23 protein-coding genes and 4 tRNA genes are annotated in these 24,972 nt (G+C 59.4%); 7 read left to right on the top strand and 20 right to left on the bottom strand.

Annotated elements, in window-relative coordinates; all coding sequences use genetic code 11:
* Positions 1 to 70: 70 nt before the first annotated feature.
* The 9 genes from gshA to alaS form a co-directional block, all read right to left on the bottom strand.
* Positions 71 to 1,633: a glutamate--cysteine ligase gene (gene gshA / locus REA38_RS06490; RefSeq protein ID WP_033650024.1), complete on the bottom strand. Its 1,563-nt coding sequence runs from the start codon at positions 1,631 to 1,633 to the stop codon at positions 71 to 73.
* A gap of 82 nt (positions 1,634 to 1,715) precedes the next feature.
* Positions 1,716 to 2,144, bottom strand: a complete 429-nt coding sequence (locus REA38_RS06495) for a YqaA family protein (protein ID WP_004932520.1) — start codon at positions 2,142 to 2,144, stop codon at positions 1,716 to 1,718.
* A complete protein-coding gene (gene yqaB / locus REA38_RS06500) occupies positions 2,141 to 2,707 on the bottom strand; it encodes a fructose-1-phosphate/6-phosphogluconate phosphatase (protein ID WP_103774037.1) in 567 nt (188 codons plus the stop codon). Before yqaB ends, REA38_RS06495 begins: the two co-directional genes overlap by 4 nt.
* Before the next feature lie 179 nt (positions 2,708 to 2,886).
* Positions 2,887 to 2,963 (bottom strand) — tRNA-Arg (locus tag REA38_RS06505).
* A 191-nt stretch (positions 2,964 to 3,154) separates the two neighbouring features.
* Positions 3,155 to 3,231, bottom strand: a tRNA-Arg gene (locus REA38_RS06510).
* Between the two features lie 58 nt (positions 3,232 to 3,289).
* A tRNA-Arg gene (locus REA38_RS06515) sits at positions 3,290 to 3,366 on the bottom strand.
* A gap of 3 nt (positions 3,367 to 3,369) precedes the next feature.
* Positions 3,370 to 3,462, bottom strand: a tRNA-Ser gene (locus tag REA38_RS06520).
* Positions 3,463 to 3,772: 310 nt separating this feature from the next.
* Positions 3,773 to 3,958, bottom strand: a complete 186-nt coding sequence (gene csrA, locus REA38_RS06525; protein WP_004091602.1) for a carbon storage regulator CsrA — start codon at positions 3,956 to 3,958, stop codon at positions 3,773 to 3,775.
* A 252-nt stretch (positions 3,959 to 4,210) separates the two neighbouring features.
* Positions 4,211 to 6,838, bottom strand: coding sequence for an alanine--tRNA ligase (alaS, locus tag REA38_RS06530; RefSeq protein WP_033637175.1), 2,628 nt, complete (start codon positions 6,836 to 6,838; stop codon positions 4,211 to 4,213).
* On the opposite strand from alaS, the gene REA38_RS06535 reads away from it, so the two are divergent.
* Positions 6,788 to 6,931, top strand: coding sequence for a hypothetical protein (locus REA38_RS06535; protein WP_162091232.1), 144 nt, complete (start codon positions 6,788 to 6,790; stop codon positions 6,929 to 6,931). The two genes, alaS and REA38_RS06535, sit on opposite strands and share 51 nt — an antisense overlap.
* Before the next feature lie 40 nt (positions 6,932 to 6,971).
* Here REA38_RS06535 and recX read toward each other — a convergent pair whose 3' ends face one another.
* The 3 genes from recX to pncC all read right to left on the bottom strand — a co-directional run bounded on the left by recX (position 6,972) and on the right by pncC (position 9,209).
* Positions 6,972 to 7,484, bottom strand: a complete 513-nt coding sequence (gene recX, locus REA38_RS06540; RefSeq protein ID WP_047569255.1) for a recombination regulator RecX — start codon at positions 7,482 to 7,484, stop codon at positions 6,972 to 6,974.
* A gap of 60 nt (positions 7,485 to 7,544) precedes the next feature.
* Positions 7,545 to 8,609, bottom strand: coding sequence for a recombinase RecA (gene recA, locus REA38_RS06545; RefSeq protein WP_004932541.1), 1,065 nt, complete (start codon positions 8,607 to 8,609; stop codon positions 7,545 to 7,547).
* Positions 8,610 to 8,720: 111 nt separating this feature from the next.
* On the bottom strand, positions 8,721 to 9,209 hold the full coding sequence (gene pncC / locus REA38_RS06550; RefSeq protein ID WP_041033341.1) for a nicotinamide-nucleotide amidase: 489 nt from the start codon (positions 9,207 to 9,209) through the stop codon (positions 8,721 to 8,723).
* A gap of 243 nt (positions 9,210 to 9,452) precedes the next feature.
* Here pncC and REA38_RS06555 point away from each other — a divergent pair, with 243 nt between their 5' ends.
* Positions 9,453 to 10,832, top strand: coding sequence for an MFS transporter (locus REA38_RS06555; RefSeq protein WP_049233620.1), 1,380 nt, complete (start codon positions 9,453 to 9,455; stop codon positions 10,830 to 10,832).
* Between the two features lie 11 nt (positions 10,833 to 10,843).
* Here the strand turns inward: REA38_RS06555 and chbG are convergent, their stop codons facing one another.
* The 6 genes from chbG to REA38_RS06585 all read right to left on the bottom strand — a co-directional run bounded on the left by chbG (position 10,844) and on the right by REA38_RS06585 (position 17,049).
* On the bottom strand, positions 10,844 to 11,605 hold the full coding sequence (gene chbG, locus REA38_RS06560; RefSeq protein WP_126192176.1) for a chitin disaccharide deacetylase: 762 nt from the start codon (positions 11,603 to 11,605) through the stop codon (positions 10,844 to 10,846).
* A 148-nt stretch (positions 11,606 to 11,753) separates the two neighbouring features.
* Positions 11,754 to 12,602 carry a transcriptional regulator ChbR gene (gene chbR / locus REA38_RS06565; protein ID WP_308885389.1) on the bottom strand — a complete coding sequence of 283 codons (849 nt, stop codon included), beginning with the start codon at positions 12,600 to 12,602 and terminating at the stop codon, positions 11,754 to 11,756.
* Between the two features lie 15 nt (positions 12,603 to 12,617).
* Complete coding sequence (locus REA38_RS06570) at positions 12,618 to 14,003, bottom strand: glycoside hydrolase family 1 protein (RefSeq protein WP_308885390.1); 1,386 nt, start codon at positions 14,001 to 14,003, stop codon at positions 12,618 to 12,620.
* A gap of 43 nt (positions 14,004 to 14,046) precedes the next feature.
* Positions 14,047 to 15,408 (bottom strand): PTS N,N'-diacetylchitobiose transporter subunit IIC, encoded by a 1,362-nt coding sequence (gene chbC, locus REA38_RS06575; RefSeq protein WP_004932557.1) that lies wholly within the window; start codon positions 15,406 to 15,408, stop codon positions 14,047 to 14,049.
* A gap of 12 nt (positions 15,409 to 15,420) precedes the next feature.
* The gene (locus tag REA38_RS06580) at positions 15,421 to 15,738 is read right to left on the bottom strand and encodes a PTS sugar transporter subunit IIB (protein WP_004932561.1); all 318 of its coding nucleotides are present in this window, start codon (positions 15,736 to 15,738) and stop codon (positions 15,421 to 15,423) included.
* Between the two features lie 417 nt (positions 15,739 to 16,155).
* The gene (locus REA38_RS06585) at positions 16,156 to 17,049 is read right to left on the bottom strand and encodes a LysR family transcriptional regulator (protein ID WP_308885392.1); all 894 of its coding nucleotides are present in this window, start codon (positions 17,047 to 17,049) and stop codon (positions 16,156 to 16,158) included.
* 106 nt (positions 17,050 to 17,155) lie between these two features.
* Between REA38_RS06585 and REA38_RS06590 the strand changes: the two genes are divergently transcribed.
* From REA38_RS06590 to REA38_RS06605, 4 genes are all read left to right on the top strand, one after another.
* On the top strand, positions 17,156 to 17,956 hold the full coding sequence (locus REA38_RS06590; RefSeq protein ID WP_052475376.1) for an SDR family NAD(P)-dependent oxidoreductase: 801 nt from the start codon (positions 17,156 to 17,158) through the stop codon (positions 17,954 to 17,956).
* A gap of 12 nt (positions 17,957 to 17,968) precedes the next feature.
* A complete protein-coding gene (locus REA38_RS06595; RefSeq protein WP_308885394.1) occupies positions 17,969 to 18,940 on the top strand; it encodes an aldo/keto reductase in 972 nt (323 codons plus the stop codon).
* 29 nt (positions 18,941 to 18,969) lie between these two features.
* Positions 18,970 to 19,962, top strand: a complete 993-nt coding sequence (locus tag REA38_RS06600) for a hypothetical protein (RefSeq protein WP_308885396.1) — start codon at positions 18,970 to 18,972, stop codon at positions 19,960 to 19,962.
* A gap of 196 nt (positions 19,963 to 20,158) precedes the next feature.
* Entirely contained in the window at positions 20,159 to 20,776 is a 618-nt protein-coding gene (locus REA38_RS06605; protein WP_308885397.1) for a Fic family protein, read from the top strand.
* Here the strand turns inward: REA38_RS06605 and REA38_RS06610 are convergent.
* A complete protein-coding gene (locus REA38_RS06610) occupies positions 20,773 to 20,940 on the bottom strand; it encodes a hypothetical protein (RefSeq protein WP_162846236.1) in 168 nt (55 codons plus the stop codon). The two genes, REA38_RS06605 and REA38_RS06610, sit on opposite strands and share 4 nt — an antisense overlap.
* Before the next feature lie 392 nt (positions 20,941 to 21,332).
* Between REA38_RS06610 and mutS the strand changes: the two genes are divergently transcribed.
* Entirely contained in the window at positions 21,333 to 23,888 is a 2,556-nt protein-coding gene (gene mutS, locus REA38_RS06615) for a DNA mismatch repair protein MutS (protein ID WP_060422784.1), read from the top strand.
* Positions 23,889 to 23,967: 79 nt separating this feature from the next.
* On the opposite strand, the gene rpoS is transcribed toward mutS, so the two are convergent.
* A complete protein-coding gene (gene rpoS, locus REA38_RS06620) occupies positions 23,968 to 24,966 on the bottom strand; it encodes an RNA polymerase sigma factor RpoS (RefSeq protein WP_004932578.1) in 999 nt (332 codons plus the stop codon).
* Between the last annotated feature and the right edge of the window lie 6 nt (positions 24,967 to 24,972).

Below are 24,972 nucleotides of genomic sequence, written 5' to 3' on the forward strand. Positions count from 1 at the left end.
CGCATTTGTTATCATCATCCCTGTCATCAGAGATGCATATTTGGCCACATTGATGTGGCCTTTTTCTTTTTCAGCTTCCGCCGTTTTGCTTCAGGAACGCTTCAAAGCTTAGCGTATCATTGGCTTCTATGTCGCGTTGGCGTTGCCACGAGGCTTCCCGCTCTTTATCCAGCTCGGCCTCGTTCAGGATTTCCAACGGCTCTTCCAGCAGCATCTTGCGATATTGCTCCGCCAATTGCAGGCCGACGCGCCCGGTGCCTTCCGCTTGCATCGCTTTCAGGATGCGTGCGGAGAAGGTCAGCTCAGGGTCGTCGAACGCGGCGACCAGCTCATCGCACACCTGCTGGTATTGGCGATCGCCGGCTTCGCCGTCCAACACTTCCGCTACCCGACGCAGATCGGCGAACAACGCCTTGCCCACTTTTTCGAGCGGTTCATGGCTGGCGCCACAGCCGATGCCGATGGTCTGGCCCGGCTTGCGGCCCTCCAGGATCACCCGGTTCCAGTTCTTGCGCGTGCACAGCAGTTCATCGCTGCTCATCTCCGGCGCATCGGCCAGCGCGCACCACACCAGGAACAGATCCAGGAAACGCGCCTGCACCGCATCCACGCCGATCGGCGAGAACGGGTTGATGTCCAGCGAACGCACTTCGATGTATTCGATACCACCGCGCAGCAGCGCGTCCGACGGCGTCTCGCCGCTTTTGGTCACGCGCTTCGGCCGGATCGGCGCATACAGCTCGTTCTCGATTTGCAGCACGTTGCTGTTCAGCTGCAGGTAACGGTCACCCTCTTTCACGCCCAGCTTGGCGAACTCTTCGGAAGGCGTCGCGATCGCCCGTTTCAGACCGGCCACATAGCTGTGCAGATCGTTAAAGGTGATGCCCAGATTGCTCTGCGACTTGTTGGTATAACCCAGGTCGCTCAGGCGCAGCGAAGTGGCGTACGGCAGGTAGCACATCCCCTGCTCGGTGCGCTCGAACGGCAGATTGGTCTCGCGCCCCTTGAGGAACGAAGAACAAATGGCCGGCGATGCCCCGAACAGATACGGGATCACCCAGCCGAAACGATAATAGTTGCGGATCAGGCGGAAATAGCCCGCCGAGATCTGCTCTTTACCGCTTTCTGCGTCCTGCACGCCGGCCCAGGCCTGCCAAAACTCCAGCGGCAGCGAGAAGTTGTAGTGCACGCCGGAAATGGTCTGCATCAGCGCGCCGTAGCGATTCTTCAACCCTTCGCGGTACAGCGTCTTCATGCGGCCGATGTTCGACGAGCCGAACTGCGCCAGCTCGATATCCTGCTCAGCTTCGATAAAGCACGGCATGCTGAGCGGCCACATGCGCTCATCGCCGATATTGCGCGCCACGTAGCGATGAATATCGCGCAGGAACGTCAGCAGGTGATCGATATTGTCATCAACCGGCGTAATGAACTCTAACAGCGCTTCGGCGAAATCCGTGGTGATCCAGTGGTGCGTCAATGCCGCGCCCAGCTTTTCCGGATGCCCGGTGGTCGCCAAGGTGCCGTTCGGCGTGACCCGCAGCGTTTCACGCTCGATGCCGCGACGAATGCCTTTTAATGCCTGGGGATGGGCTTCCAACCAAGAAAGCGCCTGTGATACGTCCGGGATCAAATTGACCTCCCGCTTCTAAAAACAATAACTCGTAAGCATACTGAATCCGCACCCGAGAGAATATTGAGTTATATTCACTTGGTTACTGCCACCAGGCGATGCCCTGTACCGTTATCATAGCCAAAACGATGTAACGCAGCGCCTTTCCGATACACAGAAACAGCGCGACAGAGCCCCAGGGCATGCGCAGCCAACCTGCCAACACGCACAACAAATCGCCCACCACCGGCACCCAGCTGAGCAACAGCGCAGCCGGGCCGAAGCGTTGCAGCCACCCGAGCGCCGTTGCCAGCCCCCGCTGTGGTTTCAACGCCGGTAACAGGCGCCCGATAATGACATTGGTCAAGCCACCCAGCGTGTTGCCCAGGGTCGCGGCCAGCACCAGCAACTCCGGCGAGACACGACTCTGGGTCAGCAAGGCGACCAGAACGATTTCTGAATTTCCCGGCAGCAGCGTCGCACTGAGGAAGCTACTGCCAAATAACGATATTACGGCTAGCGTACTACTCACAGCGTACGGACGTCTACCACCGCCATACCGGCGCTTTTCGCCGCCTGAATGCCGAAATCAGCGTCTTCAAACACCACGCATTTTTCCGGCCGCACGCCGATCAGTTCGGCGCAGCGCAGGAAGGTGTCCGGCTCCGGTTTGTGGCGCTGCACGTCGTCCGCACCGACGATCGCGTCGAAGCAGTTGAACAGGCCGAGATGACGCAGCAGCATTTCCGCCATGCGGTGCTCGCTGCCGGTGCCGACCGCCATCGGACGGCGGCCATGATAGGACTTCACCACCTCGATCAGCGGCAATGGACGCACGCTGTCCAGCAGCATCGCTTCCACCGCGCGGGTTTTCTCCGCGGCCAGGTGATGAGGATCGAGATCGGCCTGATGGCTGGCGATAATCGCCTGCGCGATGCGCCAGGTCGGCGAACCGCTCAGCGCCACCATGGCCGCTTCATCAAACGTCATGCCATAACGGGACAGCACTTCACGCCACGCTTTACGGTGCGTTGGCTCGGTGTCCAGAATCGTGCCGTCCATGTCGAAAATAAGACCCTGATAGCGGTCGAACATCGTTACTCCATGATCGTTGAGAAAAGAAAACTACTTTAGCGTAAAGCCGTTGGGTTGTCGCTGACTGCGTCATAACGGAATGTGCTGTGCCCTATCGGGCGCAAAGGAGGACAGGGGTGAAGTAGAGAATGGTTAAATGCTGAAAAGCGAAAAACCCGCCGAAGCGGGTTTCTCTTAGATGGTGCATCCGGGAGGATTCGAACCTCCGACCGCTCGGTTCGTAGCCGAGTACTCTATCCAGCTGAGCTACGGATGCATTACTGTTTTTACTGCTTGCCTGCTTCGCTAATGAAACCAGACTTAAAGAATGGTGCATCCGGGAGGATGATTCGGCGCTTGCGCCTCACCCTGCGGGCCGTTGCTGAAACAACGTTATCCTCCCTAAGGGACACTTTCTTTTTTACTGCCCGCCTGAAGATTTCTCTTCGCAGTACGGGAAGTGAAGAATGGTGCATCCGGGAGGATTCGAACCTCCGACCGCTCGGTTCGTAGCCGAGTACTCTATCCAGCTGAGCTACGGATGCACAGTAATTCTTTGATACCCTATGGTACTTTGTTCCCAACTCTACCATACGGCTAATATGGTGCATCCGGGAGGATTCGAACCTCCGACCGCTCGGTTCGTAGCCGAGTACTCTATCCAGCTGAGCTACGGATGCAAATGGCGGTGAGGCGGGGATTCGAACCCCGGATGCAGCTTTTGACCGCATACTCCCTTAGCAGGGGAGCGCCTTCAGCCTCTCGGCCACCTCACCAAACGCTTCTTTCGAATTGTGCCTAACTCGCTTTAGAGAAGCTCATCGGCACTGCGTGGCGCACATATTACTTTCTCCGACTTTTAAGTCAAACAATTTTTCCCAACTCATGCGCGTTTGCACAATTCGCACCCAACATGGGCAATTTCACGGCAAAAAGGGCGTTTTATCAACAGGCAACCGCCGCGTCTGTAGCAACAAAGCAGGAAACTAACCGGGAAAATAATCACGAAAAAGAAGAGGGAGGGCGAAGGAAGTGGGTAAAACGATGCAGTAGCGTCTCGTCTGGCAACGAGACGCTGCTTCGGAATCAGTAAGTCGTCTGCTGAGACTTCTCTGCCTGAATGCGCTGATAGATTTCTTCACGGTGAACCGAAACCTCTTTGGGGGCGTTCACACCAATACGCACCTGGTTGCCTTTTACCCCTAGCACAGTAACCGTAACCTCATCGCCAATCATGAGGGTTTCACCAACTCGACGAGTCAGAATTAACATTCTTTGCTCCTTGAAAGATTAAAAGAGTCGGGTCTCTCAGTTTCCCCGTCATTATCCATCATATGTGGTGAAAACGTAAGCCACGCAACCCACAATAAGTGTAAGCAGACTTGGTCCCACCTCAGATAATGGTAAGTTTAGCCGACCTGAAAAACTTTGTTCCCGCAATTGTAACTAAATTGTGTTAGCACAGTATGAAAACGCCATAATCAACAAAGTATTATGGCGTTTGTGCGTGCTATTTATTTATATTCACAGCTTCGAGGCCACCCAGGCTTCTACGCTGTTTAACGCCGCTGGCAGGGCGTTGATATCCGTCCCCCCCGCCATCGCCATATCCGGGCGACCACCGCCCTTGCCGCCGACCTGCTGCGCCACGTTGCCGATCAACTCGCCGGCTTTCACGCGGTCAGTCAGATCCTTGGTCACACCAGCAACCAGGCTGACTTTGTCATCGGCCGTCGTTGCCAACACGATGATGGCCGAACCCAATTGATTTTTCAGGTCATCCACCATGGTGCGCAGCATTTTGGCTTCGACATTGTCCAACTGGCTGACCAACAGCTTCACGCCGTTAACCACTTTTGCCTGGCTGGACAACGAAGCGCTCTCCTGCGCCGCCTGCTGATCTTTCAACTGCTGCAGTTCTTTTTCCAGCGCGCGCGTGCGATCGAGCACCGAGCGCACTTTATCGGTCAGGGTGTTACTGTCGCCTTTGACCAACTGAGCAACGTCTTGCAACAAATCGCTTTGCTGATGCAGCGTAGCGATAGCGCCAGCGCCGGTCACCGCTTCAATACGGCGGATACCCGCCGCGGTGCCCGACTCGCTCAGAATGCGGAACAGGCCGATATCGCCGGTGCGGCTGGCGTGGGTGCCGCCGCACAGCTCGGTGGAGAAGTCGCCCATGGTCAACACGCGCACGTTGTCATCGTACTTCTCGCCAAACAGCGCCATCGCGCCCTTCTCTTTGGCATCTTCCAAGGCCATCAGCTCGGTCTGCACCGGCAGGTTACGACGCACCTGCTGGTTCACCAGATCTTCCACCGCGCGGATTTGCTCCGGCTTCATCGCTTCGAAGTGCGAGAAGTCGAAACGCAGGTATTTGTCGTTAACCAGCGAGCCTTTCTGCGCGACGTGGTCGCCCAACGTTTGGCGCAGCGCGGCGTGCAGCAGGTGAGTTGCGGAGTGGTTCAGACGAATGCTGTTACGGCGCTCAGCGTCGATCTGCGCGTCCACGCGATCGTTCAGCTTCAGCGAACCCTGCGCCAGTTTGCCCTGATGGCCGATAGCCTGACCGTATTTCTGGGTATCGTTGACCGTAAACTCAGCGCCGGCGGCTTTCAGCACGCCTTTATCGCCGACCTGGCCGCCGGACTCGCCATAGAACGGCGTCTCATCCAGCACCACCACCGCCTCTTCGCCGGCGTTGATCTGATCGACCGGCTGGCCGTCGCGGAACAGCGCGATGACCGTCGCCTGCTGCTCGTCGTGATCGTAACCGCTGAACTGGCTGCTGCCGTCCACGCGGATCAGGCTGTTATAGTCGGCGCCAAAGCCGCTGGATTCGCGCGCACGGCGGCGCTGCGCTTCCATCGCTTCTTCAAAGCCCGCTTCGTCGACTTTCAAACCGCGCTCGCGGCAGACGTCAGCGGTCAGATCGATCGGGAAACCGTAGGTATCGTACAGACGGAAAGCGGTTTCGCCGTCCAGGGTATCGCCCTGCAGCTTGGCCAGCTCTTCGTCCAACAGCGCCAGGCCACGCTCCAGCGTGCGGGCAAACTGCTCTTCTTCGGTTTTCAGCACCTGCTCCACCAGCGATTGCTGGCGTTTCAGTTCGTCGGCCGCCGGGCCCATCACTTCGATCAACGGCGCCACCAGTTTGTAGAAGAAGGTGTCTTTCGCGCCCAGCATGTTGCCATGGCGGATCGCGCGACGAATGATGCGGCGCAGCACATAGCCGCGGTTTTCGTTAGACGGGATCACGCCGTCCGACACCAAGAAGGCGCAGGAACGAATGTGGTCGGCGATAACGCGCAGGGATTTGTTGTCCAGATCGGTTGCGCCGGTCACTTTAGCCACGGCGGCGATCAGGGTACGGAACAGATCGATTTCATAGTTGGAGTTCACATGCTGCAACACCGCCGCAATGCGCTCCAGACCCATACCGGTATCCACAGAAGGTTTCGGCAGCGGCAGCATGGTGCCGTCGGACTGACGGTTGAACTGCATGAAAACGATGTTCCAGATCTCGATGTAGCGGTCGCCGTCTTCTTCCGGGCTGCCTGGAGGGCCGCCCCAGATGTGATCGCCGTGATCGTAGAAAATCTCGGTGCACGGGCCGCATGGGCCAGTGTCGCCCATCTGCCAGAAGTTGTCGGAAGCGAAAGGCGCGCCCTTGTTGTCGCCGATGCGGATAATGCGCTCGGCCGGTACGCCGATTTGCTTCTGCCAGATGTCGAACGCTTCGTCATCGGTTTCATACACGGTGACCCACAGCCGCTCTTTCGGCAGGTTGAACCAGTTTTCACCGGTCAGCAGTTCCCATGCGTAGCCGATCGCGTCGTGCTTGAAGTAATCGCCGAAGCTGAAGTTGCCCAGCATTTCAAAGAAGGTGTGGTGACGCGCGGTATAACCGACGTTTTCCAGGTCGTTATGCTTGCCGCCTGCGCGCACGCAGCGCTGCGAGGTGGTGGCGCGGGAATAGGCGCGTTTGTCGAGCCCCAGGAAAACATCCTTAAATTGGTTCATGCCGGCATTGGTAAACAGCAATGTCGGATCATTGTTAGGCACCAGGGAGCTGCTCGCTACAACCTGATGACCCTTACTATGAAAGAAATCGAGAAACGCTTGACGGATCTCAGCGGTGCTCTTGCTCATAATTTTCCTGGAAAGGCTAGAATAACGACACGTGAGCCGGTGACGCGTCATCCCGACGATGACAACCAGCTCACGAACAAAAAGTGGGGATAAGATAAATTTTCTTCAGAGGGAAGTAAAACCCCGTGTGCGCTCATTGCGCAAAATCACGGTAAATTGACTGAATTTCTTCCTGGAAGAAGCCGCGATAGAGCAGATAACGCTGCACTTTGGCTTTCTCTTTCCAGTCGGTTGGCAACGCATCGCCAAATTTTCGCTGCGCCACCTGTTTTGCCTGTTCGCACCAGTCGATATCGCATTCCGCCAGCGCGTCCTGCACCAGCGCTTTGTCGACGCCCTTTTGCATCAGTTCGCTGCGGATGCGCTGCGCACCGTAACCTTTACGGCTGCGGCTGCCGATGTAGCTGTGAGCGAAACGCTTATCGTCCAGCCAATTATGCTGGTAACAGTAGGCGATAACCTGCTCGATCAGCGCAGGATCCACCGGCTCTTCAACCACCGGCGGTGATGCCGGCGCATGTGGCCCCTTGCTGCCAAAACGGGCTTTCGCCACAAACGGCTGCGCCGCAAGTTTGCGGCGCAGTTCAGCTTCACTATGATCGCGTTGCGACAGCAGGCGCATGGCGCGGCTTAGCAAGTCATTCATCATTCAAGCCTGAATTTATGGGATATGCGCCACACGAACGGCGGCGCACATCTTCAGCGATTAGAACTGCTCGCTGGTTTCCGCTTCGTCGTCTTCGAAGTCGTCACCGGAAGCGGCCACCAGCTCACCGCCGCTGTGCAGCAGCAAATCGCGCAGCTTCTTATCCAGCTCGGCGGCGATAGCCGGGTTTTCTTTCAGGAAGTTACAGGCATTCGCCTTGCCCTGACCGATTTTCTCGCCGTTATAGCTGTACCAGGCGCCGGCTTTTTCGATCATCTTGTGCTTCACGCCCAGATCGACCAGCTCGCCACGGCTGTTGATGCCTTCGCCGTACATGATTTGGAATTCAGCCTGTTTGAACGGCGCAGCGATTTTGTTCTTCACCACTTTCACGCGGGTTTCGCTGCCCACCACTTCGTCGCCCTCTTTGATGGCGCCGATGCGGCGGATATCCAGACGCACCGAAGCGTAGAACTTCAGGGCGTTACCGCCGGTCGTGGTTTCCGGATTGCCGAACATCACACCAATTTTCATACGGATCTGGTTGATGAAGATCAGCAGGGTATTGGCGTTTTTCAAGTTGCCGGCCAGCTTACGCATCGCCTGGCTCATCATGCGCGCCGCCAGACCCATGTGCGAATCGCCGATTTCACCTTCGATTTCCGCCTTCGGCGTCAGCGCCGCCACGGAGTCGACGATGATGACGTCAACCGCGCCGGAGCGGGTCAGCGCATCACAGATTTCCAGCGCCTGCTCGCCGGTGTCCGGCTGGGAGCACAGCAGGTTGTCGATATCGACGCCCAGCTTTTTCGCATAGATAGGATCCAGCGCGTGCTCGGCGTCGATGAACGCACAGGTTTTGCCTTCGCGCTGCGCAGCGGCGATCACCTGCAGCGTCAGGGTGGTTTTACCGGAGGATTCCGGGCCGTAGATTTCGACGATGCGGCCCATCGGCAGGCCGCCGGCGCCCAGAGCGATATCGAGTGACAGTGAGCCGGTAGAGATCGTTTCCACGTCCATGGAGCGGTCTTCACCCAGGCGCATGATGGAGCCTTTGCCGAACTGTTTCTCAATCTGGCCCAGTGCCGCAGCTAACGCCTTTTGCTTGTTCTCATCAATAGCCATTTTTGCTCCTTCGTTTCGCAATGCCGGTGTTACCCCACACTGCCACTGAATGTATGTTGTGCAGGAAATGTCACTAATTATACTGTATGGTCATACAGTATCAAGCCTAATTTACAAAAATTCGTCGATGGCGGTTTGCAGCGCGAAAATCGTCGCCTGCAGCCGCACCGCATCGCGATCGCCCTCGAATTGCATCTTGCGCGACAGCCCCCGGCCATCGCTGCCGGCGAAGCCGAACCACACGGTGCCGACCGGCTTTTCCGCGCTGCCGCCGTCCGGGCCGGCGATGCCGCTTACCGAGAGCGCCAGATCGGCTCGCGCCGCACGCAGCGCCCCTATCGCCATCTCGCGCACCACCTCTTCGCTGACCGCGCCGTGCGCCGCCAACGTGGCTTCGCTCACCCCCAGCAGGTCGTGCTTCGCCGCATTGCTGTAGGTGACGAAACCGCGATCGAAATAGGCGGAGCTCCCCGCGATATCGGTAATGGCCTTGGCAATGCCGCCGCCGGTGCAGGATTCCGCGCAGGTGATCCAGCGGCCCTGAGCCTTCAGTTTTTCCCCCGCCAGCACGCTGAGCCGGCGCAGTTGGTCGTCACTCATAACCCCTCCCTCGCGAATTCAGGTATATGCGCCCGATAGTAGCATTTATCAAGGCGGCGCGACGGCTGGCGCGCAGAAATGCGCAGCGCCTCGCAGGAGGTGCGGTTTTAAGCGCCCGGCCAAGCTGCTAGTATCAAAAGAAGCGCCCCAGCGAGCGGCGGCGCACCAGCACAAGGAACATCACGGAGGCGGCACGCTGCGGCGGCGGCCTCAGGGCGCACCAGAAGAGATTAGGACGATAGCGTGAAAAAAACGTTGGGCGTATTCTTGCCGTTGTACACCACCACCCTGCTGCTGCTGTTGGGCTCGGGCCTGCTCACCACCTACGTCTCGCTGCGGCTGGCCTCCATCCACGTCAGCAGCGCGCTGATCGGCGCCATCATCGCCGCCAACTACATCGGGTTGGTGATCGGCGGCAAGGTCGGCCACTTTCTCATCGCCCGCGTCGGGCATATCCGCGCCTACGTGGCCTGCGCCGGCATCATTACCGCCGCGGTGCTGGGGCACGGCCTGACGGCGTTCATTCCCGCCTGGGTTGCGCTGCGCCTGGTGATCGGGCTGTGCATGATGTGTCAGTTCATGGTGCTGGAAAGCTGGCTGAACGACCAGGCGGAATCCAACCAGCGCGGCATGGTGTTCGGTTTCTATATGGCGGCGACCTATCTCGGCATGTCGCTGGGCCAGATCGTGCTGATGCTGCAAAGCAATCTGGGCATCGCCACGCTGCTGGTGATCGCACTGTGCTTCGCGCTCTGCCTGGTGCCGATCGCTCTCACCACCCGCACCAATGCGCGCCACATGTCGCCGGCGCCGATGGAACTGCGTTACTTTGTCGGCGCCATTCCCAAGGTGCTGGCCACCACGCTGGTAATCGGCATGGTGGTAGGTTCGTTTTACGGCCTGGCGCCGGTCTACGCCAGCCTGCAATCCTTAACCACGCAGCAAACCGGCCTGTTCATGGCGCTGGCCATCTTCGCCGGGCTGGTGGCGCAATTCCCGCTCAGTTGGCTGTCGGATCGCTATAACCGCCCCTTGCTGATGCGCCTCAACGCCATTTTTCTGATCGTGGCGGCGCTGCCGCTGGCGCTGCTGCCGCACATCGATTTCCCGCTGCTGCTGGCGGTGGGGTTCGTCGTCAGCATGCTGCAGTTTACGCTCTACCCGCTGGTGGTGGCATTGGCCAACGATCTGATCGAGCCGGAGCGTCGCGTCTCGCTGGCCGCCTGCCTGCTGATGGCGTTCGGCGTCGGCGCCAGCATCGGGCCGCTGGCGGTCGGCGCGCTGATCGAGCCGCTTGGCGGCAATATCCTGTACGCCTTCTTCGCCCTGTGCGGCGTGCTGCTGGCGGCCCTCAGCCGCACGGCGAAAGCGGAGGAGCCGCAGCTGGCGCAGGACGCGCCGGTGCCGCACATTCCGCTGCCGGACAGCCTCGCCAGCTCGCCGCTGTCGCCGGCGCTCAATCCGACCTTTGATGAGCAGATCATTCACGACACCATGCCCCCGCCGGAAGCGGCGCCCGATGTCGACGAGCCGCAGCCTGAAGAACAGGAAGCGGAACCCTTGCCTCAGGGCGCCGATCCGCAAGAGGACACCGGCCTGAAAAAGGCGCACGCCATGCTGTAAACGGCACGGAGCTACAGATCCAGGAAAGAGCCCAGCAGAAAACCGCGTTCGGCGATCGCCGCTTTCAGCGTCGCCGCGGTCAACACATCCAGCTCGACGAGGCGCGGGTGGCAGTATTTGCTCTGCAGGATCGTCGCGTCGAGGAACGCCGGGTGGCACATCATTTCCAATGACTCGGCGCCCAGCTCGTCGGCGCGCGCCAACCGCTGCAGGAACAAGGCTTCGGAAATCGTTTCGCCGTAGAATCCCGCGTCAAACGCGTCGGTGCTGCAGGGCGTCTGCAACGCAATATCGCGCCGTTTCGCCTCTTCGCGATCGAGGCGCAGCGGCAGACCCTGCGCCTGCGCAAACGCCTCCACCAGCGGGTAAATCTGCGGCTGCATATGTACATGGTGGTGGCTGTCGATGTGCGTCGGCGGCCTGCCGAACAGCGTCACAAACCGCGCGAACTGGCGCTGCAGCTCCTCCTGGATCTCGTCCAGCTGCAGCTCGCCGGCCTCGGCGCGGCGCCACAGCCATTTACCCAATTCGCCATGCTCGTTGACCAGCGAGGGCATGGCGCCCAGCGGCCTGCCATGGGTCAAAACGAAATGCAGCCCGATCGGCAGCCCCGGATATTGCCGGCTGAGCGCCGCCGCGTGCTGTGCGCCGCCGCCGTTCACCATCGCCGTGGTAGAGGAAACGACGCCATGCTGATACGCCTCGATAACACCGTAGTTTTGCCCCTTGCTCAGGCCGAAGTCATCGGCATTCACGATCAGTAGTTTTTCCATAGTGGCTCCCGCGGGATGAATTTTTGGCAAGGGAAGCCCGACCGACCGGCGCGGCATTCCCCTTCGCTAAGATAAAAATCGAATGATTAACCGGCCGGCGGCCTGAAGCTCATCGGCATATCGGCGTTGATACTGATCGGGAGCGGCCCTAAAGAGGGCCGTAGCACTTTTTTCGGTAGTTGCCTGGGGTCACATCGGTGAGCCGCTTGAAGTTTTTAATGAACAGGCTGACATCGCCATAGCCGGAATCGAAGGCGATATCGGAAACCGAATAGTTGGTGACCTCCAGCTGCGTCTTGGCGAAGTTGATGCGGATCTCATTGATCACCTGCATCGGCGTCTTGTGGTAGTAACGCCGCATCGCCCGGGTCAGATATTCCTGGGTTTTCCCCGACAGCGCCACCATGTTAGCCAACGCCCTTTCGCCGAACATCGCCTTGTCATGCATGCCGGCCAGGGTGTTCTTCAGCCACTGCGGGATATCATCGCCGCCATCGTTTTCTTCTTTATGGTGACGAATACGGCTGATCACATAGAAGGTCAGCGTTTCGAGAAATTCGGCGAAGTCGTCCTCGCGAAACTGCGGCGAACTCACCACCGATTCGATATAGGCCAAAAACTCGTTTCTCAGGCTGTAGGCCTGCGAGGCGACGAAGCAGCGCGGCAGCTGCTGCAAATAGTGCTCTTCAAAGAACGATTTGCTGACCGCCACGTTGAAGATTTTCGTCGCGCCGAACTCGTAAAAGCTCTGGTGGTAGGAGCCGATGGGGATAAAGACGAAATCCCCGCGCTCCAGCAGCACCCGCTTGCCGTTGATCTCCTGATAGCATTTGCCGCTCAGCACGATGGTGAACTCGTAATAGTCGTGCTGATGCAGCCCGGTGGCGCTTTCCACCTTGTTGTAGATAAACAGGTGAAAATCTTTGCAGTTAAAAAAATCCTGCTCGCGAATCAGCTTCACGTCGTTGGCACTCAGCGAAATTCGGTTGTCGGACACGGCGCCGGCCTCCCGTTAGTCAAATCCGTTGCGTCTGGCCGCCTCGGCAAACCAGTAGCCGCTTTTCTTGATGGTGCGGCGCTGATCCGCCCGATCCAGCCGCACCAGCCCATAACGATTCTTGTAGGCGTTCAGCCAGGACCAGCAGTCGATAAAGGTCCACAGATGATAGCCTTTGCACTGCGAGCCTTCCGCCAGCGCGCGGTGCAGCCACTTCAGGTGCTCGCGAATAAAGTCGATGCGGTAATCGTCCTCCACCCGCCCATCGGCGCCGATAAACGCCTCTTCGCCCTCAACGCCCATGCCGTTTTCCGAAATATAACAAGGCAGGTTGCCGTAGTTCTCTTTCAGATCCATCAGGATGTCGTACAGCCCCTTTTCGTAGATCTCCCAGCCGCGGTGCGGATTGATTTTGCGGCCCGGCATTGCATAGTAACTGAACAAATCCTCCGGCGATGCGATCGGCCCCTCGGCACGACGCCCCTCTTTCGCCTGCACCCTGCGCGGCTGGTAATAGTTGACGCCGAGGATGTCCACCACGCCGCCTTCAATCAGCGGCGCATCCTGTGGCTCGCAGCAGGGCATCAGCCCATGCCGCTCCAGCAGCTGCAGCAACGCCGCCGGATAACGCCCTTTGGCGACCGGATCGAGGAAACTGCGGTTGAGCAGCAGATCGGCGTCGTACGCGGCCTGCCGATCCTCCGGCGCGTCGGAACGCGGATAGGTCGGGCTCAGATTCAGAATGATGCCGATGCTCCCCGGCAGCTCCCGCGCTCTGAAACGCTGCACCGCCATGGCGTGCGCCAGTACGCTGTGATACGCCACGGTGACCGCCCGTTTGAAGTCCACCACGCAAGGGTAATGCAGGTCATTCAGGTAACCGGCCTCCACCGGCACGATCGGCTCGTTGAAGGTGAACCAGTGGGTGACCCGATCGCCAAACAGGCCGAAGCAGATATCGGCGTAACGCGCATAGGCTTCGACCACCGCCCGGCTTTCCCAGCCGCCGCGCTGCTGCATGCACAGCGGCATATCGAAGTGGTAGAGATTGATAAACGGTGTGATGCCCTGCGCCAGCAGCTCGTCGATCATCGCGTTATAGAACGCCACCGCCTGCGGGTTCACCTCGCCGTCACCGTCCGGGATCAGCCGCGACCACGAGATAGACGTTCTGAAGGTATTGTGGCCCAGCGTTTTGAGCAGCCCGATATCGGTGCGGAAATGGTCGTAAAAGGTCGAGGCCTCGGCCGGCCCCACCCGATCGTGAAAGCGCTCGGGCACGATCTCGTACCAATAGTCGAAGATGTTGCGGCTCTTGCCGTCGCGCGCGGCCGCCCCTTCAGACTGCGGCGCGGAGGTGGCGCTGCCCCACCAGAACCCGTCGGCAAATTGATATTCCATACTCGCGTCCCTCGCAGGGCGGCCGCGCCGCCCCGTTCCACAGTTAGAATTTCAGCGCCTTGGCGATGTCTTCTTCGCTTTCCGTCGCCGCGTCGATCTGGCTCTGCGCCTTGTTGGAGATCGCCACGAACGGCAGATAAATCACGGTGGCGACCGCCAGGTTAAACAGGCTCAACAACATGGCCATGATGCTGCCGTTGGTGTTGAAGAACGCCCCCAGGCCGACCGGCATGGTCCAGGGCGCGATGTTGGTGATAGGCGGGATCAGCCCGGAGTAATAAGCCAGCGAGGTGATAATGGTCAGCACCGGCTGCACCAGGATGAACGGAATGAACATCACCGGGTTCATGATCACCGGCAGGCCGAACAGAATCGGTTCGTTGATCTGAAAAATGCCGGACGGCGTCGCCAGCTTGGCGACCTGGCGGTAATCCTCGCGGCGCGAGGCGATGAAGATGGCGATGATCAGGCCCAGCGTCGAGCCGGTGCCGCCGAGGTAAATGTAGGAGTCGACGAACGGCTTCGCCCACATGTGGAACTCTTTCCCGGCGGCCACCGCCGCTTCGACCGAACCGTATTTGTTGTACAGCTCCACGTTTTCGAGTGCGAACGGCGTCATGATGCCGCTGTCCAGCGCCGCCAGCGCCATGGAGCCGTGCACCCCAAAGAACCACAGCAGCGAGGAGAACAGCACGTACACCCAGCCCACCACGCTGCCCATCTTGGCCAGCGGCGCCGAAATGCCGTCCATGATGATCTGGTGGAAGTTGGTGCCCCAGTGCGCCAGCGCGAACGCCACCAGCCCCATGATGGAGAGGATGATGAAACCGGGGATCAGCGCCGAGAAGGAGCGCGACACCGAAGCCGGCACGCTGTCCGGCAGGCTGATCACCCAGTTGCGCCGCACGATGAAAGCAAACATCTCGGCCACCACCAGCCCGATCACCATACCGGAAATGATGTTGGCGCCGCCCAGCCAGTTGGCGCCCACCGCATAGGCCTCGCCGACGTTGAACGGCGTGACGGTCATAAAGGCCGCCACCGCCAGCAGCGCCGAGGCGAGCGGATCGACCTTGCGCTCTTCGGCCAACGCCATGCTGATAAAGAACGGCGTCATCAGGGACATGATCCCCAGCGTGCCGTTGTACACGCTGCCGCCAATGCTCTTCAGGCTATTGAGCGTCTCGATGGTGGAGGCGTCCAGGCGCACGCCCAGCGAATAGAAGAACGATCCTTCGCCGAAGCTCAGGAACACGTTGTTAATCAACACGAACATCGCCCCGGTCAAGGTCAGCGGCATCAGGCGGATAAAGCCGTTCTTGATGGCGTTGACGTGGGGCTGCTTGCCGATTTTTACGGCGAAAGGCAGGATAACCTTCTCGAGCGAGGCAATGAGGGTATTCACGGCGGCCTCCTGTTATTGGTTGGCTTTCTTGATGGCGGCCACCGCGGCCTTCAGCACGCCCAGCCCATCGACCTTGCCGTACAGCAGCGGATCGATGACTTCAACGGGTTTGTTGGGCAGCTGTTTTTGCACTTCCGGCAAGGTGTAGGCAATCTGCGGCCCCAGCAGGATCAGATCCGCTTCAACGCCTTTCTCCGCAGCCAGCGCTTCCGGGTAGGCGGCGATGATCACCGGCACTTCGTATTTCTCGGCCTGCGCCTTCATTTTTGAAACCAACAGGGAAGTGGACATACCGGCAGAACAAAACAGATAGATTTTTTTCTTTTCCATACCAAGCACCTCAGATAATCAAAAAAACCCCGTGTTATTTGTATGCCAGATGCAATCACGATTGCTTCACGCACATTCCTTATGAAAATTTCCGTCACGTTGCCCTGGTTGCAGACAGTATACGGAGCATGAAAAACGGATCGGTAAGCCAGGGGAGAGAATAACCGTCTCTCCTTGACCTGATGGCTTGACCCCCTTCACATTTCGCATAAAAAAATAGTGTGACCGGGCTCTCAAATAACCGATATAAACTCAGAATATTCGCAATAAACACTCAAATAACAATTATAAACAGACAGTTATAAACACGCCGAGAATTTAAGGGTTTATTTGCACCTGAACAAACGAAAAGGGAATAAAAATAGTTCAAGCTTGATTCGCCTGCTGCTCTCCGAACGCGATGGCAGGCGAAGAGGATTAGGTGGGCAGACGCAGCAACTCGATCACCGTGGCCAGCGCCACAGAATGGTTCCTGCGGTTGGGGTAATAGAGGTAAAAACCGGGAAACGGCGCGCACCAGTCGGCCAACACTCGCCGCAGCCGCCCGCTCGCAAGATGATCTTCCACCTCCTGCTCGATGGCGAAGGCGATGCTGACGTGCGCCAGCGCCGCCTGCAGCAGCAGCCTGGCGTCATCCACGATCAGCGAGCTGTTAACCGCCACGGTAAATCGCTGCTCGCCCTGCTGAAACGCCCACTTGTAGCGCTCGCCCGAAGAGGCCTTGCGCCAACCGATGCAGCGGTGCTGCAGCAAATCCTGCGGGTGCATCGGTTCGCCGTGCCGTTGAAAATAGCCCGGCGTGGCGACGATGGCAAAACGCAGATCCGGCGTCAGACGCACCGCGCGCATATCGTTGTGCAGATCCTCGCCGAGCCGAATACCGGCGTCAAAGCCTTGCTCGACGATGTTGGCGAACCCTTCGTCCGCCACCACCTCCAGCGTAATGCCGGGATATTCGCTGGCCAACCGCCCCAGATGCGGCACGATGGCGAGATCGATCGCCGAACGCGGCGCGTTGATGCGTACCAGGCCGCGCGGCCCTTCGCGAAACGCATTCAGGCTCTCCAGCGCGGCGTCGATGTCGGTAAAGGCCGGCACCAGCTGTGCCAACAGATGCTCACCGGCCTCCGTCGGCGAAACGTTGCGGGTGGTGCGGTTCAGCAGGCGAATGCCCACCTGCGCTTCCAGTTCGCGCAGGGTGTGGGTCAGCGTCGGCGGCGTCACGCCCAATCGGGCGGCGGCGCGGCGGAAGCTGCGTTCACTGGCGATAGCCACGAAGGCCGCCAGTCCGGACAATTCGGGTTTCTTCATGCTATTAATATAAATTATCTAATAGTGAGATGAATTTTTAGCGGATAGTTATCCGTTATCTAACAACATAGCATTACGATCGAACCCATTACCAGGTATCGATGCGATGATTAATGCTACAGCTCCAACTCATGAAACGCCGCGCCGTCTGGCGGACAAAGTCGTGCTGGTGAGCGGCGGCGGCACAGGCATCGGCCGCGCCGCCGCGCTGGCCTATGCCCGCGAAGGCGCCAAAGTGGCGCTGGCCGGCCGACGCGCGGCGGAAATCGAAGCCACGGCGCGCGACATCGCGCTCGCCGGCGGCGACGCCCTGCCCATCGTGGCCGACGTATCCCAGGAAAACGACATCCGCAGGCTGCTCGCCACGGTGACCGCCCACTACGGCCGGCTCGACGTCGCCTTCAATAACGCCGGCATCATCGGCAACTTCGCTCCCATCACCGAACAGAGCAGCGAGGATTTTGACCGGGTGATCGCCATTAACCTCAGAGGCGTCTGGCTGGCGATGAAATACGAGATTGAAACCTTCCTGGCTCAGCGCTCGGGCGGCGTGATCGTTAACACCTCCTCCTGGCTGACCCACGGCGCGCTGGCCGGTTCATCCAGCTACTCCGCCAGCAAAGGCGCGCTCGATGCGATGATCCGCGCGGTGGCGCTCGAATACAGCGGCCAGGGCATCCGTGTCAACAACATCAACCCCGGCATCATCGACACGCCGATGGCGCGCGGCAGCGTGGCCAACAGCGCGGCGTTCGCGCCCTTTATCGCCCACACGCCCGCCGGCCGCCTGGGCGAATCGGAAGACATCGGCGATGTGGCGCTGTGGCTGGCGACGGACGAAGCCCGCTTCATCACCGGCCAAAGCCTGCTGGTGGACGGCGGTTACACCATCGCCGGCATGCGCTGAGGAGACGACGCCATGAACTACGTTCGGCTTGGCGACAGCGGCCTGAAGGTGTCCCGCCTCTGCCTGGGCGGCATGACCTACGGCGATCCGGCCTGGCGCCCCTGGGTGCTGAAGGAGGATGAAGCGCGCCCCTTTATCCGCGAGGCGCTGGAAGCGGGCATCAATTTCTTCGATACCGCCAACATTTACTCCGACGGAGAAAGCGAACGCATTCTCGGCCGCGCGCTGAAGGCGTTCGCCCGTCGAGAAGACGTGGTGATCGCCACCAAGGCCTACTTTCCGATGGACGCGCAGCCGAACAGCCGGGGGCTGTCGCGCAAGCACCTGCTGCACAGCATTGACGCCTCCTTGCAGCGGTTGGGAACGGATTACCTCGATCTGTTCGTGCTGCACCGCTTCGACACCGAAACGCCGATCGAAGAAACTGCCGACACCCTCGATGGCCTGGTGCGGGCGGGCAAGATCCGCTATCTCGGCGCGTCTTCACTGCACGCCTGGCGCCTGATGAAAATGCTGGCCTTTCAACGTCAGCACCGCCTGGCGCCGTTTATTTCGTTGCAAAGCCAATACAACCTGGTGACGCGTGAAGACGAAGAGGAACTGATCCCGCTGTGCCTGGAGGAAGGTCTTGGCCTGACGCCCTGGTCGCCGCTGGCCCGCGGCGTGCTGGCCGGCTCCGGCAGTGGCGGCACGCTGCGCGCCGCCACCGACGAGCAGGCCCCCCGTTGGTACGGCGGCAGAAACGAGGTCGAACGCACCGTCGCTGCGGTAGCGGAGGTGGCGGCCGCGAGCGGCGTTCCCCCGGCGCAGATTGCGCTGGCCTGGCTGTTGGCCAAACCCGGCGTGGCATCGCCGCTGGTGGGCATGTCCAAGCCACACCATCTGCAGGATGCACTGGCGGCGCTAGACCTCAGGCTATCGCAAGAAGACGTGGCCGCGCTGGAGGCGCCAATGGCGCACGCTGCCCGCCCCGAGCGCTGGTAACCCCTTTTCCTTCATTCCAGGAGAGAAACATGGCATACGCTGTGACCGCGCGAGCGGCGTTATTCACCCTCGCTACTGCACTCACCCTCAGCGCGCCGGCGCAGGCCACCGTCGATGCACACTGTACAGAAAGCAGCATGACGCTGCCGCCCGGCGCGCTTTACCCCAACGGCATCGCCCGCGCGGCGGACGGCACGCTGTATGTCGGCCTGATCACCAGCGGCAACGTGCTGCGCAAACGGCCGGGTAAAGCGTGGGAAACCTTTTTCCCCGGCGCTGACACGGTGTTCGCCTCAAACGCGCTGCGGCTGGACGAACGGCGCGGGCTGCTGTGGGGCAATTCGCCGGACTTCCTCTCCGGCGGCAAAACGCGCGCCAACCGCATCTACGCGCTGAACGTCGCGGATGGCACGCTCAACCGCAGCCTGGCGCTGCCGGCGGGAGAAATGGGCAACGATATCGTGCTCGGCGCAGACGGTACGGTGTACGTGACGGAAACCCGCGGCGGCGGCATCCTGCGCCTGCGGCCGGGCGAAGCGGCATTCAGTACGCTGTATCAGGATCCACGCTTAGCGGCCCCTAGCGGGCTGGGCGCCGCCGGGATCGTGCTGCTCGACGACCGGCTGCTGGCTGTCGCCAATTTCGGCACCGGTAAGCTCTACACCCTCAGCTATAACGATCCAAAGCCGCAGCTGACGGAAATGCAGCTGCCGCGCCTGATTGAAAACCCGGACGGGATGGGGTTGGCACCGGACGGCGCGCTGATCGTGCTGGAAAACGGGATCCAGAGCGGCAAGGGGCGGATCCTGCGGATCCCGTCACCCAAGGCGGCAGGCATGCGCCGGATTGAGGTCTTGCGCGAAGGCATGGAATCGCCGGTCAATCTGACTATCACCCCACAAGGCTGCGCCTTCGTCAGCGAATCGCGCATTCGCCACCGCCTGCTGCCCGGCCATGAATCCGAAGTGCCCGACAGCTTCCGTCTCTATCAACTGCCCCTGCCCCTCACCGCCGCGCAATAAACTCCACGCCGCCTCAGCGGGCGGCGACTTGCGTTGTACCGTTAACATCCAATGAATTGAAAATATTTATTTCGATGGTATTAATCAGAACTATGATTAATTCTAACTTAACAAACTGATTTTAATTAAATTGTTCCACTACACATCGCTGATTATACTTGCCTTATCCCCCACCTCATTATCATCGAGCGTATTCATGAGCCGATACCATGTTTCCAGCAGCGAAGGTCAATATGAGAAAGAATCCGGCGAGCAAGTTCTAGCCAATAAGCTGGGCATCACCGATAGCGACGAACTCGACGGCGCCGAGTTGGTGTTGCTGGAGCAGCTCTACCGTTCCGTTTTCGAACAGCACTTTCCATTAGGAAGAATCACCGTCGAGATGCTTAAGGGATGGCATCACCGCTGGTTAGGCAATATTTATGCGTGGGCTGGACAAGCAAGAACCGTCAATATCAGCAAAGGAGGCTTCATGTTTGCCCCTTCGACGCGATTGCCCAAACTACTGGACGATTTCGAAGTGAAATACCTGGCAAGTTACACACCTTGCTCAGACATGAGCGAAGAACAGCTGATAGAAGCGATCGCGATAATCCATGTTGAACTGATACTCATACACCCTTTTAGAGAAGGGATTGGCCGTTTGTCACGGCTGTTGGCCAATGTGATGGCGGTTCAGGGTGGGCATAAGCCGTTGGATTATCAAAGCTGGGAACAAAACAGAGCCCAATATATCTCGGCTATTCACTCGGGTATGAACATGAACTACGAGCCGATGAAACACTGGGTCAACCAAGCACTAAGAAAGTATTAGGCAAGGCGCAGATGAGCGAATTTTTTACGCACTTCTTCTAAAGAAGCTTCAATTCTGGCTGAAGGTTGACCTGTTTCAACCGCCGTTGATGTCGCCACTGAGCGGGCAATGTCCGTACGAGATGGCTTAACATAACCCACCGGCACTTTTTTAGTATTACTCATGACGCCCCCCGATCAGAAAATTCATTGATGAGATTATATCAAGGATTGTACATAACTTCATGCCCCTCACCGCCGCGCAATAAACTCCACGCCGCCTCAGCGGGCGGCGACTTGCGTTGTTGCCCGCAGGCGAACGACAATCTCGCTTCGTTACAACTCCTCCTTGCGCAGCGCTTCCCATTTTTACCTGTGACAGCCGCTTGCCCGCTGGGCTAGTATAAGCGTCTGTGCAAACCTCGGGTTTGAGCGCGCCGTTTGGCGTTTTGATGATTTGATTTGCGCCGCCCGCCAAGCGCTGAATGGGGCGGCGCCTGCTGAAACAATGTGATAGCGAATGACGACAATGAAAATCACAGTTCCCTTTACATTCAATGGATTGGAAAAATAATCGCATGAATAGCACCGATAAACTCGATTCGCATACGCCGATGATGCAGCAGTACCTGCGCCTCAAGGCCCAGCATCCTGAAATCCTGCTGTTCTACCGCATGGGCGACTTCTACGAGCTGTTTTACGACGACGCCAAGCGCGCTTCCCAGCTGCTGGATATCTCGCTGACCAAACGCGGCGCCTCGGCGGGTGAACCGATCCCGATGGCCGGCGTGCCGCACCACGCGGTAGAGAACTACCTGGCCAAGCTGGTACAGCTCGGCGAGTCCGTCGCCATCTGCGAGCAGATCGGCGATCCGGCCACCAGTAAAGGGCCGGTCGAGCGCAAAGTGGTGCGTATCGTCACGCCCGGCACCATCACCGACGAAGCGCTGCTGCAAGAGCGCCAGGACAACCTGCTGGCGGCGATCTGGCAGGACGCGCGCGGCTTCGGCTACGCCACGCTGGACGTGAGCTCCGGCCGCTTCCGCGTCGCCGAGCCGCAGGATCTGGAAACCATGGCCGCCGAGCTGCAGCGCACCAATCCGGCCGAGCTGCTCTACCCGGAAACCTTCGAACAAATGGCGCTGATCGAACAGCGCCACGGCCTGCGCCGCCGCCCGCTGTGGGAATTCGAGCTTGAGACCGCGCGTCAGCAGCTCAACCTGCAGTTCGGCACCCGCGATTTGACCGGTTTCGGCGTCGAGCAAGCGCACCAGGCGCTGCGCGCCGCCGGCTGCCTGCTGCAGTATGTCAAAGATACTCAGCGCACTTCGCTGCCGCACATTCGCGGCATCACCATGGAGCGCCAGCAGGACGGCATCATCATGGACGCCGCCACCCGCCGCAACCTGGAACTGACGCAGAGTCTGTCCGGCGGCAGCGACAACACGCTGGCGGCGATCCTCGATCGCACGGTCACGCCGATGGGCAGCCGCATGCTGAAACGCTGGCTGCACATGCCGACCCGCGATATCAAGGTTCTCACCGCCCGCCAACAGGCGATCGGCGCATTGCAGGAGCTGTTCACCGATCTGCAGCCTTCGCTGCGTCAGGTGGGCGATCAGGAGCGAATTTTGGCGCGTCTGGCGCTGCGCACCGCCCGGCCGCGCGATCTGGCGCGCATGCGCCATGCTTTCCAGCAACTGCCCGACATCCGCGCGCTGCTGCAAGATGTGGATACCCCGCACGTGCAGCAGCTGCTGTCTCAGGTGGGCCAGTTCGACGAGCTGCGCGAGCTGCTGGAGCGCGCGGTCATTGAATCCCCGCCGGTGCTGGTGCGCGACGGCGGCGTGATCGCCCCCGGTTACAACAGCGAGCTGGACGAGTGGCGCGCACTGGCCGACGGCGCCAGCGATTACCTCGATCGGCTGGAGATCCGCGAGCGTGAAAAGCTGGGGCTGGATACGCTCAAGGTCGGCTTCAACGGCGTACACGGCTACTACATTCAGGTCAGCCGCGGCCAAAGCCACCTGGTGCCGATCCACTATGTGCGCCGTCAGACGCTGAAAAACGCCGAGCGCTACATCATCCCGGAATTGAAAGAGTACGAAGACAAAGTGCTCACCTCCAAGGGCAAGGCGCTGGCGATCGAGAAAAGCCTGTACGACGAGTTGTTCGATCTGTTGCTGCCACACCTGGCGGAACTGCAGCAAAGCGCCGCCGCACTGGCCGAACTGGACGTGCTGGCCAACCTGGCCGAGCGCGCCGATACCCTGAACTACGCTTGCCCGACCATGAGCGAGCAGCCGGGGATCCGCATTACCGAAGGCCGTCACCCGGTGGTGGAGCAGGTGCTGAGCGAGCCATTTATCTCCAACCCGCTCACCCTGTCGCCACAGCGCCGTATGCTGATCATCACCGGCCCTAACATGGGCGGTAAAAGTACCTATATGCGGCAAACGGCGCTGATCGTGCTGATGGCGCACATCGGCAGTTACGTGCCGGCCACCAAGGCCACCATCGGCCCGGTGGATCGCATCTTCACCCGTGTCGGCGCGGCGGACGATCTGGCTTCCGGCCGCTCCACCTTCATGGTGGAGATGACCGAAACCGCCAACATCCTGCACAACGCCACCGAGCACAGCCTGGTGTTGATGGATGAAATCGGCCGCGGCACCTCCACCTACGACGGCCTGTCGCTGGCCTGGGCCTGCGCCGAGAACCTGGCCAACCGCATCAAGGCGATGACGCTGTTCGCCACCCACTACTTCGAGCTGACGACCCTGCCGGAGAAAATGGAAGGCGTGGTCAACGTGCATCTGGACGCGCTCGAACATGGCGACACCATCGCCTTCATGCACAGCGTGCAGGACGGTGCCGCCAGCAAAAGCTATGGCCTGGCGGTCGCCGCATTGGCCGGCGTGCCGCGCGATGTCATCAAGCGCGCCCGCCAGAAGCTGCGCGAGCTGGAGTCTATCTCCAGCCACACCGCATCGGGCAGCGTCGATGCCACCCAGATGACGCTGCTGCAGGAAGAAACCTCGCCGGCGGTTGAAGCCCTGGAAGCGCTGGATCCGGATTCCCTGTCGCCGCGCCAGGCGCTGGAATGGATCTACCGGCTGAAAAATATGGTGTAGTCTGGCGCCAAACGCGAGCATAAAAAAACGGTGAGCATGACGCTCACCGTTTTTATTTGATGCGGTTCAACAACCGGCGTTATTCGCGGAACAGCGCCTCAATGCTCAGGCCCTGCATCTGCAGAATCTCACGCAGACGGCGCAGACCTTCAACCTGAATCTGACGGACGCGCTCGCGCGTCAGGCCAATCTCCCGGCCTACGTCTTCCAGCGTCGCCGCTTCATAGCCCAGCAGGCCGAAACGACGCGCCAACACTTCACGCTGTTTGGCGTTCAGTTCGAACAGCCATTTGACGATGCTTTGCTTCATATCGTCGTCTTGCGTGGTGTCTTCAGGCCCGTTGTCCTTCTCGTCGGCCAGAATGTCCAGCAGCGCTTTCTCCGAATCCCCGCCCAGCGGCGTATCCACCGAGGTGATGCGCTCATTCAGACGCAGCATGCGGCTGACGTCATCCACCGGCTTGTCGAGTTGCTCGGCAATCTCTTCAGCGCTCGGTTCATGATCCAGCTTGTGGGAAAGCTCGCGCGCGGTGCGCAGATAGACATTCAGTTCTTTGACGATATGGATAGGCAAACGAATGGTACGGGTTTGGTTCATGATCGCCCGTTCAATCGTCTGACGGATCCACCAGGTTGCGTAAGTGGAGAAGCGGAAACCGCGTTCCGGGTCGAATTTTTCCACTGCGCGAATCAGACCGAGGTTACCCTCTTCGATCAGATCCAGCAGCGCCAGACCGCGGTTGCTGTAGCGGCGGGCGATTTTCACCACCAGCCGCAGGTTGCTTTCAATCATGCGGCGGCGGGACGGCACGTCACCGCGCAGAGCACGCCGCGCAAAATAGACTTCTTCCTCTGCGGTCAGCAGAGGTGAATAACCGATCTCACCCAGATAGAGCTGCGTCGCATCCAATACGCGTTGCGTAACGCCTTGAGACAACAGCTCTTCTTCCGCTAAATCGTTCTCGCTGGTCTCTTCTTCTACCAGCGCTTTTTCATCAAACGACTCGGCCTCAGCTCCATTCTCGTCGAAATCCGCATCATCATGTAACTCGTTAACTTTCAGCGTATTTTGGCTCATATGCTG

It is taken from the genome of Serratia sp. MF1(2023) (assembly GCF_030954545.1).
In the GTDB taxonomy this organism is placed as follows: domain Bacteria; phylum Pseudomonadota; class Gammaproteobacteria; order Enterobacterales; family Enterobacteriaceae; genus Serratia; species Serratia sarumanii.

What these genes read in the sequence shown, in the direction of transcription:
- yqaB (WP_103774037.1), bottom strand. Translation starts at nt 2,707, where the DNA reads ATGTTCGACCGCTATCAGGGTCTTATTTTCGACATGGACGGCACGATT.
- csrA (WP_004091602.1), bottom strand. Translation starts at nt 3,958, where the DNA reads ATGTTAATTCTGACTCGTCGAGTTGGTGAAACCCTCATGATTGGCGAT.
- REA38_RS06535 (WP_162091232.1), top strand. Translation starts at nt 6,788, where the DNA reads ATGAAAGAAATCGAGAAACGCTTGACGGATCTCAGCGGTGCTCTTGCT.
- alaS (WP_033637175.1), bottom strand. Translation starts at nt 6,838, where the DNA reads ATGAGCAAGAGCACCGCTGAGATCCGTCAAGCGTTTCTCGATTTCTTT.
- recX (WP_047569255.1), bottom strand. Translation starts at nt 7,484, where the DNA reads ATGAATGACTTGCTAAGCCGCGCCATGCGCCTGCTGTCGCAACGCGAT.
- recA (WP_004932541.1), bottom strand. Translation starts at nt 8,609, where the DNA reads ATGGCTATTGATGAGAACAAGCAAAAGGCGTTAGCTGCGGCACTGGGC.
- pncC (WP_041033341.1), bottom strand. Translation starts at nt 9,209, where the DNA reads ATGAGTGACGACCAACTGCGCCGGCTCAGCGTGCTGGCGGGGGAAAAA.
- chbG (WP_126192176.1), bottom strand. Translation starts at nt 11,605, where the DNA reads ATGGAAAAACTACTGATCGTGAATGCCGATGACTTCGGCCTGAGCAAG.
- REA38_RS06570 (WP_308885390.1), bottom strand. Translation starts at nt 14,003, where the DNA reads ATGGAATATCAATTTGCCGACGGGTTCTGGTGGGGCAGCGCCACCTCC.
- REA38_RS06580 (WP_004932561.1), bottom strand. Translation starts at nt 15,738, where the DNA reads ATGGAAAAGAAAAAAATCTATCTGTTTTGTTCTGCCGGTATGTCCACT.
- REA38_RS06585 (WP_308885392.1), bottom strand. Translation starts at nt 17,049, where the DNA reads ATGAAGAAACCCGAATTGTCCGGACTGGCGGCCTTCGTGGCTATCGCC.
- REA38_RS06590 (WP_052475376.1), top strand. Translation starts at nt 17,156, where the DNA reads ATGATTAATGCTACAGCTCCAACTCATGAAACGCCGCGCCGTCTGGCG.
- REA38_RS06595 (WP_308885394.1), top strand. Translation starts at nt 17,969, where the DNA reads ATGAACTACGTTCGGCTTGGCGACAGCGGCCTGAAGGTGTCCCGCCTC.
- REA38_RS06600 (WP_308885396.1), top strand. Translation starts at nt 18,970, where the DNA reads ATGGCATACGCTGTGACCGCGCGAGCGGCGTTATTCACCCTCGCTACT.
- REA38_RS06605 (WP_308885397.1), top strand. Translation starts at nt 20,159, where the DNA reads ATGAGCCGATACCATGTTTCCAGCAGCGAAGGTCAATATGAGAAAGAA.
- REA38_RS06610 (WP_162846236.1), bottom strand. Translation starts at nt 20,940, where the DNA reads ATGAGTAATACTAAAAAAGTGCCGGTGGGTTATGTTAAGCCATCTCGT.
- mutS (WP_060422784.1), top strand. Translation starts at nt 21,333, where the DNA reads ATGAATAGCACCGATAAACTCGATTCGCATACGCCGATGATGCAGCAG.
- rpoS (WP_004932578.1), bottom strand. Translation starts at nt 24,966, where the DNA reads ATGAGCCAAAATACGCTGAAAGTTAACGAGTTACATGATGATGCGGAT.